A 15,564-nucleotide genomic window follows, 5' to 3' on the forward strand; every position below is an offset into this window, starting at 1 on the left:
CATTCTGATGGCCAGGTGACAGTGCCCTGGCTCGTATCAATGTGTTCTGGCTGTTTTCGTGTTTCCCGGTTCTTCGGGTGCTCTCAGCTTCGGGCTTATTGGCGTGCCCGTAATCCGGAGAGGCTTTACTGCGTGACCCACGCTGTTTCCAACACACCCGTTTCCACCACTTCCGACACCACGGCAGTCCCGACGCCCGTAGCGGCACCGGCCTTCACCTTTGCCGATCTCGGACTGCCCGAGGCTGTCGTCGCCGCATTGGCGCGCAACTCGATCACCGTGCCCTCCCCCATCCAGGAGAAGGCGCTTCCCGACGCGATCGCCGGTAAGAATGTCCTCGGTCGTGCGCAGACCGGCTCGGGTAAGACCCTGGCCTTCGGCCTGCCGATCCTGCAGCGCCTGTCGCTGCACACCGATCGCCCGGCCGCCAAGCGCCCGCGTTCGCTCGTGCTGGTCCCCACCCGCGAGCTCGCCTTCCAGGTCGTCGAATCCCTCGCTCCCTACGCCAACGCTCAGGGCCTGCGAGTCATGCCCGCCGTCGGCGGTACCCCGTTCAACAAGCAGGTCGAGCAGCTCCGCCGCGGAGTCGACGTCCTCGTCGCCACTCCCGGCCGCCTCGCCGATCACCTCCGCCAGGGCACCTGCATCCTGGACTCCATCGAGATCACCGCGCTCGACGAGGCCGATCAGATGGCCGACATGGGCTTCCTGCCCGAGGTGCGTGCAGTGCTCGCCGATACCCCGGCAGACGGACAGCGCATGCTGTTCTCGGCCACTCTCGACCGTGAGGTTCAGTCACTGGTACGCCAGTTCCTGCCCGATCACGTCGAGCACTCCACCCAGGACGGCAAAGCCAGCGTCCGGACCATGGATCACTACGTCCTCATGGTCGACCGGGGTCAGAAGGATCTCGTTCTCTCCGAGATCGGTGCTCGCGAAGGCGGTCGCACCATCATGTTCGCGCGTACCAAGCTGGGCTGCGACGGGATCACCGATCGCCTCCGTGCGCTCGGTATCGCCGCGGAGTCGCTGCACGGCGGCAAGGCTCAGAACCAGCGCACCCGCGTTCTCGAGCGTTTCAAGAACGGCCGCACCCCCGTCCTCGTCGCTACCGACGTTGCTGCTCGCGGAATCCACGTCGACGGTATCGACCTGGTCGTCCACGTCGATCCGCCCGCAGACCACAAGGACTACCTGCACCGCGCAGGACGCACGGCACGCGCAGGCGAGAAGGGCACCGTCGTCGCGATCGTGCTCCCCAACCAGCGTCGTCAGGTTCTGCGTCTGACCGGTATGGCCGGCGTCAAGGCCACTGCCGTCAACGTCTCGCCCGGTTCGGCCGAGCTGAACAGCATCACCGGGGCGAAGAAGCCGACCGGTGAGCCTCTGCGCGCCGAGTCCGCTCCTCGTGACCGGAACAGCCGTCCCGGCTACCAGGGCTCCAACCCCCGTAGCGGCGGCGGATACCAGGGCTCCAACCCCCGCAGTGGCGGCGGATACCAGGGCTCCAACCCCCGCAGTGGCGGCGGATACCAGGGCTCGAACCCGCGCAGCAGTGAGGGCTACCAGGGTGACCGTCCCCGCACCGGATACCAGGGCTCGAACCCGCGCAGCAGCGAGGGCTACCAGGGCTCGAACCCGCGCAGCAGCGGCGGATACCAGGGCTCCAACCCCCGCAGCAGCGAGGGCTACCAGGGCGACCGCCCGCGTCGCTCCGAGGGCCGCGGCTACGAGGGTCGTGGATCCGACAACCGTGGCTCCGACAACCGTCGTCCCGCGTCCGGCCCCCGCCAGGACGAGCACCGCTCCGGAGGCTTCCGCAGCCGCACGGAACGCCGTTCGTACGACGGTTTCGACGGTCCGGCTCGCAGCCACTGATCGGTTCGTCACCGTGAGGTCGTGACCCGACCGGCACAGCACCACTCGAACACAACGGGTGCCGCATTCTTCGCGAATGCGGCACCCGTTGTCGTTGCCGGTGGTCGGGTTCGGCACCGGCCGGGGGGTTGGCTCGCGCGAAATCTCTCGGCAGGGAAAGCTGTCTGTATGACCTCAGCAGCAGAACCGACAGAACTGGCTCAGATCGGAGTCACCGGACTCGCCGTCATGGGCTCCAACATCGCCCGCAACTTCGCCCATCACGGCCACACCGTCGCATTGCACAACCGCAGTGTCGCCAAGACCGATGCCCTGATCGCCGAGCACGGCACCGAGGGCAACTTCGTTCGCACCGAAACCATCGAGGAGTTCGTCGCCGCTCTCGCGAAGCCGCGCCGAGTGCTCATCATGGTCAAGGCAGGCGACCCGACCGACGCGGTGATCGAGGAGCTCGCAGGCGCGATGGAGGAGGGCGACATCATCATCGACGGTGGTAATGCCCTCTACACCGACACCATTCGTCGCGAGGCGGCCATGAAGGAGCGCGGACTGCTCTTCGTCGGTGCCGGCATCTCCGGCGGCGAAGAAGGCGCGCTCAACGGACCGTCGATCATGCCGGGTGGTCCGGCCGAGTCCTACAAGGCACTGGGTCCGCTATTGGAATCGATCGCAGCTCAGGTCGACGGCACGCCGTGCTGCACCCATATCGGCCCCGACGGCTCCGGACACTTCGTCAAGATGGTCCACAACGGCATCGAATACGCCGATATGCAACTCATCGGTGAGGCGTACAACCTGTTCCGCGACGCTCTCGGCTACACGCCGGCTCAGGTAGCGGACGTGTTCACCGAATGGAACAACGGTGATCTGGAGAGCTACCTCGTCGAGATCACCGCCGAGGTTCTTCGGCAGGTCGACGCCAAGACCGGTCAGCCTCTCGTCGACGTGATCGTCGATGCTGCCGAACAGAAGGGCACCGGTCGCTGGACGGTCAAGGCGGCCCTGGACCTCGGGGTTCCCGTCACCGGTATCGCCGAGGCGGTGTTCGCTCGGGCTCTGTCGGGGTCACGCGCTCAGCGCAAGGCAGCCGTAGGACTCGCCTCGGGAACACTGGCCGACAAGCCGACCGACGCGGAGCAGTTCACACACGACATCAGTCGGGCTCTGTACGCGTCGAAGATCGTCGCCTACGCACAGGGCTTCGACCAGATCGCCGCGGGCAGTGCCGAATACGACTGGAATCTGCATCCCGGCGACCTCGCCACGATCTGGCGCGGTGGCTGCATCATTCGCGCGCGGTTCCTCGATCGCATCAAGGACGCGTACGACGACAACGCCGAACTGCCGAGCTTGATCCTGGCCCCGTACTTCCGTGATGCCATCGAGAACGCCATCGACAGCTGGCGTCGGGTCGTCATCACCGCGGCTTCGTTGGGCATTCCGGTCCCCGCGTTCGCGTCCTCGCTCTCCTACTACGACGCGTTGCGGGCAGAGCGTCTACCTGCCGCTCTGACACAGGGACAGCGAGATTTCTTCGGGGCGCACACCTACGAGCGAACCGACTCGGAAGGAAAGTTCCACACTCTGTGGAGCGGCGATCGTTCCGAAATAGAAGCCTGACCGACGACCGCCCGCCGGTGGCGCTGCGTGCATCACGCAGCGCCACCGGTGCTGGGTACCCCGGTCAGACGGGCACCGGCCCGAGTATCGGTTGGACCACCGTCGACGGGATGCCCTCCCACGGCAGGGCACCTTCCAGGTCCTTCCACACCGCCTGCACCGCACTGAAGCACCCTTGGCCGTACACGTCGGATGCGGTGTACAGAATATCCGCACAGTCCGGTACGTCGATGGTGAACAGCTCGAATCCTGCTGCAGTGCAACCGATTCCGGATTCGACCTCCAGCATTCCCGAGACCACCGATGCGCCGAGCGAATTGAGAATTCTCGAGGACTCGTGCGGCCCGCGCCCCGTCAGGACGATCTCCGGGCTACCGAAATTCGTGAGACCGACCGTGTAGCAGAACGCCGGATGGATACCGTCGGGATCGACTTCCGATTCGACGTACTGCAGGGCCCAGCCACACCTGTCGATGGTGCGTATCACGCCCTCGATGTACTCGTCGACGCTGTAGCCCTGACACATCTTGCACATAGCTCCCCCACACTCTGCGTGCGATCGCCCCCTCGGCAATCACGGTGTCGAACGCCGATCGAACATGCGTTCTGCCCCGAGTATTGCGCGGGGCACCGACAAGAAGATTCCGACGCACGGCCGACGCAGCGGTATGGTCACAGCCATGCCGGGTCAATCCGTTCGATCGTTCGCAGAACTGGGACTGCCCGTGGTTCTCGTGCACTCGCTCAGGAAAGCGGGTGTCTCCGAGCCGTTTCCGATCCAGTCCGCCGCCCTGCCCGATGCGCTCGCGGGCCGCGATGTGCTGGGCCGTGCTCCGACCGGATCCGGCAAGACTCTCGCGTTCGGGCTTCCGCTGCTCGTGCGGCTTGCCGGCCGACGCAGCGAGCCCGGTGCACCGCGTGGACTCGTGCTGGCTCCCACTCGCGAACTCGCGCTCCAGATCCAGGAAGTGCTCGACATCCATGGTGCGACGTTCGGCCTGCGCAGCGTCGGCGTGGTCGGCGGCGTTCCGCTCGAGCGCAATGTCCGAGAGATACAGCGCGGAATCGACATCGTGGTGGCCACACCCGGTCGCCTCAACGATCTCCTCGAGCGTCGTTCGATCACGTTGAATCGGGTGGAGGTCACCGTGATAGACGAGGCAGATCGCATGGTGGACATGGGCTTTCTGCCCCAGGTCGATTCACTTCTCGCTGCGACACCGACCGGCGGCCAGCGGTTGCTGTTCTCGGCGACCCTGGACGGAGACGTCGACCGCCTGGTCGAGAAGTTCCTCAGCGATCCGGCCGAACATTCCACCGCGGAGTCGGTGAGCGAACCCGACATCGCACATTACGTGTTTCGAGTCGATGCTGCCCGCAAGACAGAAGTAGCTGCGGCACTTGCCAACAGGGACGGTCGCACGTTGCTGTTCGTCCGCACCACTCACGCGGTCGACCGGCTCACCGACGACTGTCGCCGGCTGGGTGTATCGGTATCGTCGTTGCACGGCAACAAGACTCAGGCGCACCGCACACGTTCGCTGGCCGCCTTCGGCGACGGCGCATCGACTGCGCTGATCGCGACCGATGTCGCGGCACGTGGGGTTCACGTCGACGACGTCAGCCTCGTGGTCCACGTGGACCCACCACTGGATTCCAAGGACTACGTGCATCGCGCAGGTCGCACCGCCCGCGCCGGATCCAGCGGAACCGTCGTGACGTTGGCTACGGCCGAACAGGTGGATCACGTGTGCGCGATGGCGGGCGATGCCGGTGTCTCGGCAACGGTGGTCGACACCGAGAGCGATCCCACCTCGTGGCGTCGATTGACCGGGGCGCGTACACCCATCGGCAGGCCGCTCCCGGCCGAAGCGGTCGAAGCACCGGCACAACGTGGATCGCGGCGCGGTGCTGCGCCCGTCCGACACGAGCGAGGCGAGCGGACCGGGGGCAGGCGGGGCGGCAACAGAGGACGACGCGGGTGACCGCCTCGTGGTTGTCGATCGCGCTCGCCCTGGTTTCGGCATTCCTGTTCGCCTGTGCGTCGGTGGCACAGCAGAGCGCCGCGGCGTCGGTCCGCGAGGGAACGTCACTGCTCTCGGCTCTGATCCGAAGCCCCAGATGGTGGGTGGGCGTACTCGGCGACGGGGGCGGCTACGCCGTTCAGATCGCTGCACTGTGGGTCGGTTCGGTCCTGGTCGTGCAGCCGTTGCTCGTCACCGCCCTGCTGTTCGCACTCCCGATGTCGGCGAAATTGGCGGGCCGGGTTCTCCCTGCTTCGACGTGGGTGCTCGCATTCCTGCTTGCCGCCGCCCTCGCGGTGTTCATCGTGGTCGGCGACCCCAGCGAAGGTGACACCGACGCCCCTCTGTCCGACTGGATCGTTCCTCTGATCGTCGCCGCGGTCGTGATCGGCGGCGCAGCAGTGGGAGGTCTGCTCCTGACCGCCCCCGGTGTGCGGGCCCTGTTGCTCGGAGCCGCAGGAGGGTTGCTGTTCGGTCTGGCCGCGGCTCTGACGAAGTTGGTCACCGACCTCGTGGAGAACGAGAGGTTCGGCGCGTTGACGGCCTGGCAGACCTACGCCCTCGTCGGATCGGGAGTTCTCGGCTTCTACCTCCAACAACGCGCGTTTCAAGTCGGTCCGCTGTCCGCGTCCATGCCTGCCGTCACGATCGGCGAGCCCCTCGGCGCTGCGTTCATCGGCATCACGGTCCTGGACGAGCGAATCAGAACCGACGGGGCTTCCCTCGCCGTCATCGCCGTAGCGGTGTCCGTCATGATCGCCGCGACGATTCGACTGTCTCAGACCCAGGCGTCGACTCGCATCGAAAGGGAGACGGTGGACGGGGCGTCGACCCCGCCGATCCAGCCCGACCGGTAGTCTCGATCAACGTGCAGTTCCTCGATGGTCATCAGCCGCCCTACGATCTCACCTACGACGATGTCTTCCTCGTCCCCAACCGAACCGACGTCACGTCGCGATTCGATGTCGACCTCAGTACGGTCGACGGCTCGGGAACGACCATTCCGATCGTCGTATCGAACATGACCGCGGTGTCGGGTCGGCGTATGGCCGAAACCGTCGCACGTCGCGGAGCGATCGCAGTGATCCCGCAGGATCTCCCCACCGAAGCCGTCGCCGAAACCGTCGCATTCGTCAAGAGTCGCGACCTGATCGCGGACACACCGGTCGTCCTCGGCCCCAACGCATCCGTGTCCGACGCTTTGGCGCTGATGCACAAGCGTGCACACGGGTCGGTCGTGATCGTCGAACACGGCAAGCCGATCGGAGTCGTGTCCGAGGGTGCCTGCGCCGACGTCGACCGATTCGCGCGGCTCAGTTCCGTGGCGTCGGCCGATTTCGTGCGAGCCCCTCGCCACGCGTCGCCCAAGGAAGTTTTCGAGCTGATGGAGGCGGCACACGCCCACCTCGCCGTCGTCGTCGAGAACGACGGCTCCCTGGCAGGTGTGGTCACCAGGACCGGCGCGATCAGAACCGGAATCTACGCGCCTGCAGTCGACGCGTCGGGTCGCCTCCGTATCGCTGCTGCGGTCGGCATCAACGGCAACGTGGCCGAGAAGGCGACCGCACTGGTCGAGGCCGGGGCCGATGTGCTCGTGATGGACACCGCTCACGGGCATCAGCAGAAGATGCTCGAAGCCCTCGCTGCCGTGCGCTCCCTCGATCTCGGCGTTCCCCTGGCGGCCGGCAATGTGGTGTCCGCGCAGGGGACGCGCGATCTGGTGGAGGCGGGCGCGGACATCGTCAAGGTCGGTGTCGGGCCGGGAGCGATGTGCACGACACGCATGATGACCGGCGTCGGACGCCCCCAGTTCTCGGCTGTCGCCGATTGTTCGGCTGCGGCAGCCGAACTCGGGGCTTCGGTGTGGGCCGACGGCGGTGTACGCCACCCACGTGACGTTGCTCTCGCACTGGCTGCCGGCGCTGCGAACGTCATGATCGGCTCGTGGTTCGCCGGCACGTACGAGTCGCCGGGCGACCTGCGGGTGGACGCATCCGGCAATCGGTACAAGGAGAGCTTCGGTATGGCGTCCAAGCGAGCCGTTGCCGCCCGTACCGCCACCGATGGGGCGTTCGACCGGGCTCGCAAGGCCTTGTTCGAGGAGGGCATTTCCAGTTCGCGGATGCGCCTCGATCCCGATCGGCCCGGTGTCGAGGACCTGATCGATCACATCTGTGCCGGAGTTCGCAGTACCTGCACGTATGCGGGAGCCCGTTCGCTTGCGGAGTTGGCCGAACGAGCTGTTCTGGGAGTCCAGTCCGCTGCCGGATTCGCCGAAGGACGGCCCCTGCCCTCCGGGTGGTGATGGTCGGGCACGGTTAGACTCACCCACAGCAAACACAGTTGTTCGCGCTCGTCACTCGTCGGACATTCGAGCATTCGATTCCCGACGTGTGGCGGAACGGTCGGCTCCTCACGGGGTGGGACCACATCGCGAACCGGACAGAAGGGAATCAGGTGCCCGAGGCACCCACTATCTCGGTTGCCGTAGCGGCAACTGCGGAACAACACGACGACGGTTCCACTTCGGAGGGATCCTCTATCGAGCCGGGAGAGAGACCCGGCGACCCAGATTCCGGCAACCACGTGCATTCCGGCGGCGCGATGCTCCTGTCCCAGCTTCGACGGTCCCGGCTCAGGCGGAGCTGACGCGTGGCACTTCTTCTGACCATCGTCAGCCTGCTCGGTTTCGTCGCTCTGACGGCCGGGACCGCACTGTTCGTTGCGGCCGAGTTCTCTCTGACCGCTCTCGAACGCAGTGCGGTCGAGTCACAGGCCGACAACGGCGACCTGCGCTCACGCCAGGTATTGCACGCTCACAAGACACTGTCGTTTCAGCTGTCCGGTGCCCAACTCGGCATCACCATCACGACACTGATCACCGGTTACCTGGCCGAACCTGTGCTGGCCGGCTTCATTCGGCCGCTGGCCGACGCGCTGGGCGCATCCGAGACCCTCTCCGCAGGCATCTCGCTCGCGGTGGCGCTGATCCTGGCCACGTCGTTCTCGATGATCTTCGGTGAGCTGGTTCCCAAGAACATCGCCATTGCGAAACCGATGTCGACCGCTCGTGTCACCGCCGGTGCAATGGCCGGGTTCTCACTGGTCTTCAAATGGGCCATCAACGGGCTCAACGGTTCGGCGAACTGGCTGGTACGCCGGCTCGGGATCGAACCGGCGGAAGAACTGAGATCCGCGCGATCGCCGCAGGAACTGGGTTCGCTGGTCCGCACGTCGGCGCGGCAGGGATCGATCGACGAGAACACCGCCCGACTGGTCGATCGATCGTTGCAGTTCGGTGATCGCACGGCCGAGGAACTGATGACGCCACGAGTCAAGATCGAAACGCTCGCCACCGACGCCACGGTGGCCGATTTGATCGAAACGGCGGCGCGGACCGGCTTCTCGCGCTTTCCGGTGGTCGACGGCGATCTGGACGACACCATCGGCGTCGTTCACATCAAGCATGCGTTCACCGTCGCCGGAGCGCACCGTCGCTCGACGACGGTCGAGTCCCTGGCACGCGACGTTCCTGTCGTACCGTCCAGCCTCGACGGCGACGCGGTGATGGAACGGGTACGCGCCGACGGTATGCAGGTCGCGCTCGTCGTCGACGAGTACGGCGGCACCGCGGGCATGGTCACGATGGAGGATCTGATCGAGGAGATCGTCGGTGACGTGCGCGACGAACACGACGAGCCGGAGCTCGACGTCTCCAGGTCGGGCGACGGATGGGACTGCGCAGGCCTGCTGCGTATCGACGAGGTCGCGTCGGCCACGGGGTATTCCGCGCCGGAGGGCGAGTACGAAACCATCGGCGGTCTGGTTCTGACAGAGTTGGGTCGCATTCCGACCGAGGGGGACGCAGTTCTGTTGCCTCCGCCGGCGAACGAGGATCCGCTCGAACGAGACGGCGGTTGGGTGGCACGGGTGATTCGGATGGACGGCCGTCGCATCGACCGGGTGGTGCTCCTGCCCGTCGACGCGGCAGCGGTGGCTCGGATGAGATCGGACGGTGAGATCGATGGGTGATTTCCTCGGAGTCGGTCTCGCCGTTCTACTGCTCGCCGGCAACGCATTCTTCGTCGGAGCCGAGTTCGCACTGATCTCGGCCCGGCGGGATCGTCTCGAAGCGCTGCTCGCGCAGGGCAAGAAGCGCGCTCAGAGCGTGATCGAGGCCGGTCAGAACCTGTCGCAGATGCTCGCCGCTGCACAGCTCGGCATCACGATCTGCTCTATCCTTCTCGGTCGTGTGGCAGAGCCTGCAGTGGCACACCTGATCGAGGTTCCGCTCGAGGCAGTCGGCATTCCCGAGTCCTTCCTGCACCCGATCGCCTTCGCCATCGCGTTGACGCTCGTGGTCGTTCTGCACATTCTCATCGGTGAGATGGTGCCCAAGAACATCGCGATCGCCGGCCCGGAGAGCACCGCCATGATTCTGGTGCCCATCCATCTGCTGTTCATCAAGGTGGCGCTGCCGCTGATCTCGTTCTACAACATGTGCGCCAACCTCACCCTTCGACTGCTGCGGATCGAACCCAAGGACGAGCTGAGTTCGTCGGTGTCGGCGGTCGAGTTGTCGCAGATGATCGGCGAATCACGATCCGAGGGATTGATCGACGCCGAGGAGCATCGACGATTGCGGCAGGCGCTCGAGACGTCCGGCCGAACGGTGGGTGAGGTTCTGATTCCCTCGCACCAGGTTCGCAGTATCGAGTTGTCCGGTCCCGATCACACCCTCGGACCCACCCTGGGCTCGGTCGAACGAGCCGTCATCGAAACGGGATTCTCGCGCTATCCGGTTCGCGACGCCTCGGGTGCACTTGTGGGCTACCTGCACCTCAAGGACGTACTCGACGACATGGCCGACGAGTCGGCAGGACCGGACACGGTCATTCCCCGCAGTGAAGTGCGAGCACTGCCGGTGGTCTCCATCGACACGGTGCTCGACGACGCGTTGACCAAGTTGCGTCGGGCCAGCAGCCACCTCGGTGCCGTGCACGACGCGACCGGTGCCACGGTCGGTATCGTCGCGCTCGAGGACCTGGTCGAGGAGTTCGTCGGTACGGTTCGGGACGGCACACACCGGGTGGCCGGTCCCCGTCCGGGTCAATCGTCGTCCAACTTCAAGCCTGCGACCACTCCCCCACGGAACGCGTGAATGCCCAATTCGACGTTGGTGAGCGAAGGGCAGTGGACCGCTCGTCGTGTTGCGCATACGGCGCGGGTGGAGAACCTCGTCGGTGATTATCTGACCGACCGGGGCCACGGCGGCGTCCATCCGGTGCTCGATTTTCTGTTCACCTACTACAGTCACCGCCCGGGTCAGCTACGCCGATGGAATCCAGGTCACGGCGTCGTACTCACCGGCGATCGTGCGCGTGACTACGCGGAGTTCGCGTCCTACGAGCAGGTGGACACCGCCGACGGCCCGGGTTTTCGGGTGCGGTCGGATCTGGTCGAGCGTCGACGATCGAGCATCGAATTCACCCTCGGCCTGCTCTCCGCCACCCGAGACAGGCCGCCGGTGCTCGGATGTTTCGGACTGCACGAGTGGGCGATGGTTTACCGCGGGGGAACGTCGGCGCAGCGTCACGAGCAGGTGCCACTGCGTCTGGGACACGACGGAACCGATGCCGTGGTCGATTCGATGACGTTGCGGTGCACTCACTACGACGCCTTCCGCTTCTTCACTCCCGATGCTGCGCCGCGCAATGCTCTTACGCTGTCGGCGGAGTCGCGTCTGACATCCGAGCAACCCGGGTGCATTCACGCCTCGATGGATCTGTACAAGTGGTGCTACAAGCTCGGACCGCTGATCGATTCCGAGTTTCTCACCGACTGCTTCGAGCTGGCTCTGCACGCGCGAACGATCGACATGCGCGCGAGCCCGTACGACCTGAGTGACTACGATCTCGAACCCATTCGAATAGAGACCGCGGCCGGACGAGCGGAATATGTGCGCGCGCAGGGAGAGTTGTCGAGCGAAGCGGCACCTCTGCGCTCGGCGTTGATCGCTCGATGCCAGAATTTACTGATCGGCGGCGAGTTCGGCGTCGGACCTACCGCCGAGTAACATCGACAGCGTTGTCGTGGGGACACCGGTCACCGGTGTCCATGACCGGAAAGAGTGAGGAATTCATGACCGATCGTGTGCAGGCTGGTGGACTTCAGGTCGCCAAGGTCCTATTCGATTTCGTCGAGAAGGAGGCGCTGCCGGGTACCGACGTGGATTCGGATGCCTTCTGGACCGGTGCCGCGTCGCTGATCGCCGATCTCGCTCCCAAGAACAAGTCGTTGCTCGCTGTCCGCGACGAGATCCAGGGCAAGGTCGACGCCTGGCACGGTGAGCACGCGGGGCCGAACTACGACCGCGCCGCGTACAAGGCATTCCTGAAGGAGATCGGCTACCTGCTCGACGAGCCGGCCGACTTCCAGATCAGCACCTCCGGTGTCGACACCGAGATCACCACCACGGCCGGACCGCAGCTCGTGGTGCCGGTGCTCAATGCCCGGTTCGCGATCAACGCGTCCAACGCACGGTGGGGCTCGCTGTACGACGCTCTCTACGGAACCGATGCCATTCCCGAGACCGACGGTGCCGAGAAGGGCACCAGCTACAACAGGGTCCGCGGCGACAAGGTCATCGCCTTCGCGCGGGACTTCCTCGACGAAGCGTTGCCCCTGAGTTCCGGTTCGCACGTCGGTACCACCGGATACGTCGTCGACGCAGCGTCTCTGACGGTGACTCTCGCCGACGGAAGCACCGTCGGGCTGAAGGATCCGTCACAGCTGCTCGGCTACCGGGGCACCCCGGATGCGCCGTCGGCGATCCTGTTCGTCCACAACGGCTTGCACTTCGAGATCCAGATCGACCCCGAGAGCCCGATCGGCAAGACCGACGGCGCGGGAGTCAAGGACGTTCTGCTCGAGTCCGCTGTCACCACCATCATGGACTTCGAGGACTCCGTCGCTGCAGTCGATGCGGACGACAAGGTCCTCGGCTACCGCAACTGGCTCGGTCTGATGAAGGGCGACTTGACCGAGGAAGTCTCCAAGGGTGGCAAGAGCTTCACTCGTGCGATGAACAAGGACCGCACCTACACCTCGGTCGACGGTTCGGAACTGACACTGCACGGTCGCTCGCTGCTGTTCGTCCGCAACGTCGGTCACCTGATGACTTCGGATGCGATCCTCGATGCCGACGGCAACGAGGTGCCCGAGGGAATTCTCGACGCGCTGTTCACCTCGCTGGCCGGTATGCACTCGCTGACCTCGGACAACGTGCTGTCCAACTCACGCACCGGTTCGCTGTACATCGTCAAGCCCAAGATGCACGGACCGGACGAGGTCGCGTTCACCGCGGAGCTGTTCGGCCGTGTCGAGCAGGTCCTCGGCCTTCCGACCAACACACTCAAGGTCGGCATCATGGACGAGGAACGCCGCACGACGGTCAACCTCAAAGCGTGCATCCAGGCCGCATCCGAGCGGGTCGTGTTCATCAACACCGGCTTCCTCGACCGCACCGGCGACGAGATCCACACCTCGATGGAGGCGGGTCCCGTCGTACGCAAGGGCGCGATGAAGGGCGAGAAGTGGATCGCGGCCTACGAGGACTTCAACGTCGACACCGGTCTGGCTGCAGGCCTCGAAGGCAAGGCGCAGATCGGTAAGGGCATGTGGGCCATGCCCGATCTGATGCACGACATGCTCGAGCAGAAGATCGGCCACCCCAAGGCCGGAGCCAACACCGCGTGGGTTCCCTCGCCTACCGCTGCGACCTTGCATGCCCTGCACTATCACAAGGTCGATGTTTTCGCCCGCCAGCACGAGATCGCACAGGCCAAGCGGGCCAGCGTCGACGACATTCTCGAAATTCCTCTCGCGCCGTCCACGGACTGGACCGACGAGGAGAAGCAGAACGAGCTCGACAACAACTCGCAATCGATCCTGGGCTACGTGGTGCGGTGGATCGACCACGGCGTCGGCTGCTCGAAGGTGCCCGACATCAACGACATCGCACTCATGGAAGACCGTGCAACGCTGCGTATTTCGAGTCAGTTCATCGCGAACTGGCTGCGCCACGGCATCGTCACCGAAGACCAGGTGCGCGAGTCGCTGAAGCGGATGGCACCGGTGGTGGACCGCCAGAACGAAGCCGATCCGACGTACAAGCCGTTGGCTCCCGACTTCGACACCAACATCGCTTTCCAGGCTGCCAGTGACCTGATCTTCCAGGGCACCAGCCAGCCCAACGGCTACACCGAGCCGATCCTGCATCGTCGCCGACGGGAGTACAAGGCCGTCAACGCCTGACGGACTTGTCGATCACGTGGGTGAACATCGGAACACAGGGCGCGGGCGATCGATAGCCGCCGGACCCGTGATCGTCGTGATCACGATCGCGGTGCTGGTCGCGGCCGTCTTCGGATGGTTTCAACTGCGGGATCGTATCTTCGACCAAGGGGTCGAAGCTGCCGACACATGTGTGGAGGGATCGGCGGTGCTCACTGTCGCCGCCGATCCCGACATCTCCGGACCCGTCGAACAACTGGCTTCCCGGTTCAACGACACCGCACCGGTGGTGCGAGATCACTGTGTGACGGTGCGGGTTCGAGCTACCGCCTCCGATGCTGTGCGGACGGCATTGAACGCCGGTATCGACAACTGGGACGTCGGCGCACTCGGTGCTCGGCCGGGCCTGTGGATACCTCGATCGTCGGGTGACGTGGAGGCCGTGACCGACCGCGGGGCAGTCGACGGCACCCCGCGGCCACTGGCGTCGAGTCCGGTAGTGCTCGCAGTGCCGTCTGCCGTGGCCGACGCTCTGGCCACGGCAAGTTGGGCCGACCTGGTCCGCCTGCAACGTGATCCGCAGGCATTCGGCCTCGGCGAGTGGGGCGCACTCCGTCTCGCACTACCGACCGGATCCGATTCCGGCGCAACCACACTGGCGCTCGCCGCAATCGCTGCCGGGATACGCGAAGATCCGACCAGCGAATTGACCCTGGAACAGGCCTCGTCCAGAGAAGTGGTCTCGGCCGTGTCGGAGCTGGCCGTCACCGACACCGGAGCCTCCGCGACGTCCGAATCCACCACCTACGACGCGCTCGCGGCACTGGAGAACGCGCCCGGCTCCGATGCCCCCGTCCACGCGGTCCCGGTCACCGAGCAGCAACTGGCATCGACCGATTCGTCGACGTTGACCGCCGTCGAACCTCAGGGCCCCACTCCCGTTGCCGATCATCCCGCGGCCGTACTCTCCGGCGACGAGACATCGACTCGGGCGGCCGCCGCGTTCGTCGATTTCGTCCGGCAGCCGGACGGTGCGCAATTGCTCACGGATGCGGGCTTCGGCGTCGGCGAGACCCAGGACGCCGATGCCCTCGCTGCTCCTTCCGGATCGGTGGCCGACGCACTGCTGGCCGTGCTGCGAAGCCCGGTCCTGCCGCGCCGCGCCACGGTGCTGCTCGACGTATCCGAGTCGATGGGCACGTCCGAAGGCAGCGCGACTCGGCTGCAGAACACGGTTCGCGCTCTCGGCGAGCAGTTCCAGCGAGTGCCCGACGCCACCGAGCTGGGGCTGTGGAGCTTCGGCGAGGATCTGGACAATTCACTCCCCTTCCGGGTCGACGTTCCGACCGGGCCGATGTCGGCTGCGATCGGGCCGACGTCCAGGCGGGCTGCTCTGGAATCCAGCGCGGCCGCGTCGACGCCCGCGGGTGCGTCGTTCACGTTCGCATCCGTGCTGGTCGCGTACGCCGATGCTGTGGCCGGATACGTTCCGGGCCGGGTGAATTCGGTGGTCCTCGTCACCGATGGACCGGACGATTCGCCCATGTCCCCCGAGGAACTGCTCACCGACCTGAACTCGGTGTCCGATGCCGCGCGTCCGGTCGCAGTGAACGTGGTGATGATCGGCGACAACCCCGACGCGACTGCGTTCACCGACATCGCGGCCCGTACCGGCGGCACTGCCACGACCGTACCGACGTCCGATTCACCGGAATTCATCGATCTACTCGGAAAGTTGCTGTACTAG

General features: G+C 65.4%; 11 protein-coding genes. 10 read left to right on the plus strand and 1 reads right to left on the minus strand.

The genetic code is table 11. From position 1 onward, the window contains the following. Positions 1-132 precede the first annotated feature (132 nt). Both CH283_RS08895 and gndA read left to right on the plus strand, forming a co-directional pair. Positions 133-1,878, plus strand: a complete 1,746-nt coding sequence (locus CH283_RS08895) for a DEAD/DEAH box helicase (RefSeq protein WP_094641729.1) — start codon at positions 133-135, stop codon at positions 1,876-1,878. Between the two features lie 168 nt (positions 1,879-2,046). Beyond that, the gene (gene gndA, locus CH283_RS08900) at positions 2,047-3,498 is read left to right on the plus strand and encodes an NADP-dependent phosphogluconate dehydrogenase (RefSeq protein ID WP_094615060.1); all 1,452 of its coding nucleotides are present in this window, start codon (positions 2,047-2,049) and stop codon (positions 3,496-3,498) included. A 64-nt stretch (positions 3,499-3,562) separates the two neighbouring features. Here the strand turns inward: gndA and CH283_RS08905 are convergent, their stop codons facing one another. Then, entirely contained in the window at positions 3,563-4,033 is a 471-nt protein-coding gene (locus tag CH283_RS08905; RefSeq protein WP_094641727.1) for a DUF4262 domain-containing protein, read from the minus strand. Between the two features lie 64 nt (positions 4,034-4,097). On the opposite strand from CH283_RS08905, the gene CH283_RS08910 reads away from it, so the two are divergent. The 8 genes from CH283_RS08910 to CH283_RS08945 all read left to right on the plus strand — a co-directional run bounded on the left by CH283_RS08910 (position 4,098) and on the right by CH283_RS08945 (position 15,564). Next, on the plus strand, positions 4,098-5,483 hold the full coding sequence (locus CH283_RS08910) for a DEAD/DEAH box helicase (RefSeq protein WP_255183149.1): 1,386 nt from the start codon (positions 4,098-4,100) through the stop codon (positions 5,481-5,483). Beyond that, positions 5,480-6,379: a DMT family transporter gene (locus tag CH283_RS08915; RefSeq protein WP_094641725.1), complete on the plus strand. Its 900-nt coding sequence runs from the start codon at positions 5,480-5,482 to the stop codon at positions 6,377-6,379. Before CH283_RS08910 ends, CH283_RS08915 begins: the two co-directional genes overlap by 4 nt. Before the next feature lie 11 nt (positions 6,380-6,390). Next, entirely contained in the window at positions 6,391-7,827 is a 1,437-nt protein-coding gene (locus CH283_RS08920; RefSeq protein WP_094641723.1) for a GuaB1 family IMP dehydrogenase-related protein, read from the plus strand. A gap of 347 nt (positions 7,828-8,174) precedes the next feature. After that, entirely contained in the window at positions 8,175-9,554 is a 1,380-nt protein-coding gene (locus CH283_RS08925) for a hemolysin family protein (protein ID WP_068047389.1), read from the plus strand. Beyond that, a complete protein-coding gene (locus tag CH283_RS08930; RefSeq protein WP_094641721.1) occupies positions 9,547-10,683 on the plus strand; it encodes a hemolysin family protein in 1,137 nt (378 codons plus the stop codon). Before CH283_RS08925 ends, CH283_RS08930 begins: the two co-directional genes overlap by 8 nt. Continuing rightward, on the plus strand, positions 10,684-11,598 hold the full coding sequence (locus CH283_RS08935) for a 3-methyladenine DNA glycosylase (protein WP_094641719.1): 915 nt from the start codon (positions 10,684-10,686) through the stop codon (positions 11,596-11,598). 65 nt (positions 11,599-11,663) lie between these two features. Then, entirely contained in the window at positions 11,664-13,838 is a 2,175-nt protein-coding gene (locus CH283_RS08940) for a malate synthase G (protein WP_094642349.1), read from the plus strand. 67 nt (positions 13,839-13,905) lie between these two features. Then, the gene (locus tag CH283_RS08945) at positions 13,906-15,564 is read left to right on the plus strand and encodes a substrate-binding and VWA domain-containing protein (protein ID WP_255183150.1); all 1,659 of its coding nucleotides are present in this window, start codon (positions 13,906-13,908) and stop codon (positions 15,562-15,564) included.

This window comes from Rhodococcus sp. 05-2254-2 (assembly GCF_002259095.1).
GTDB lineage: Bacteria > Actinomycetota > Actinomycetes > Mycobacteriales > Mycobacteriaceae > Rhodococcoides.

What these genes read in the sequence shown, in the direction of transcription:
- gndA (WP_094615060.1), top strand. Translation starts at nt 2,047, where the DNA reads ATGACCTCAGCAGCAGAACCGACAGAACTGGCTCAGATCGGAGTCACC.
- CH283_RS08905 (WP_094641727.1), bottom strand. Translation starts at nt 4,033, where the DNA reads ATGTGCAAGATGTGTCAGGGCTACAGCGTCGACGAGTACATCGAGGGC.
- CH283_RS08910 (WP_255183149.1), top strand. Translation starts at nt 4,098, where the DNA reads ATGCGTTCTGCCCCGAGTATTGCGCGGGGCACCGACAAGAAGATTCCG.
- CH283_RS08930 (WP_094641721.1), top strand. Translation starts at nt 9,547, where the DNA reads ATGGGTGATTTCCTCGGAGTCGGTCTCGCCGTTCTACTGCTCGCCGGC.
- CH283_RS08935 (WP_094641719.1), top strand. Translation starts at nt 10,684, where the DNA reads ATGCCCAATTCGACGTTGGTGAGCGAAGGGCAGTGGACCGCTCGTCGT.
- CH283_RS08940 (WP_094642349.1), top strand. Translation starts at nt 11,664, where the DNA reads ATGACCGATCGTGTGCAGGCTGGTGGACTTCAGGTCGCCAAGGTCCTA.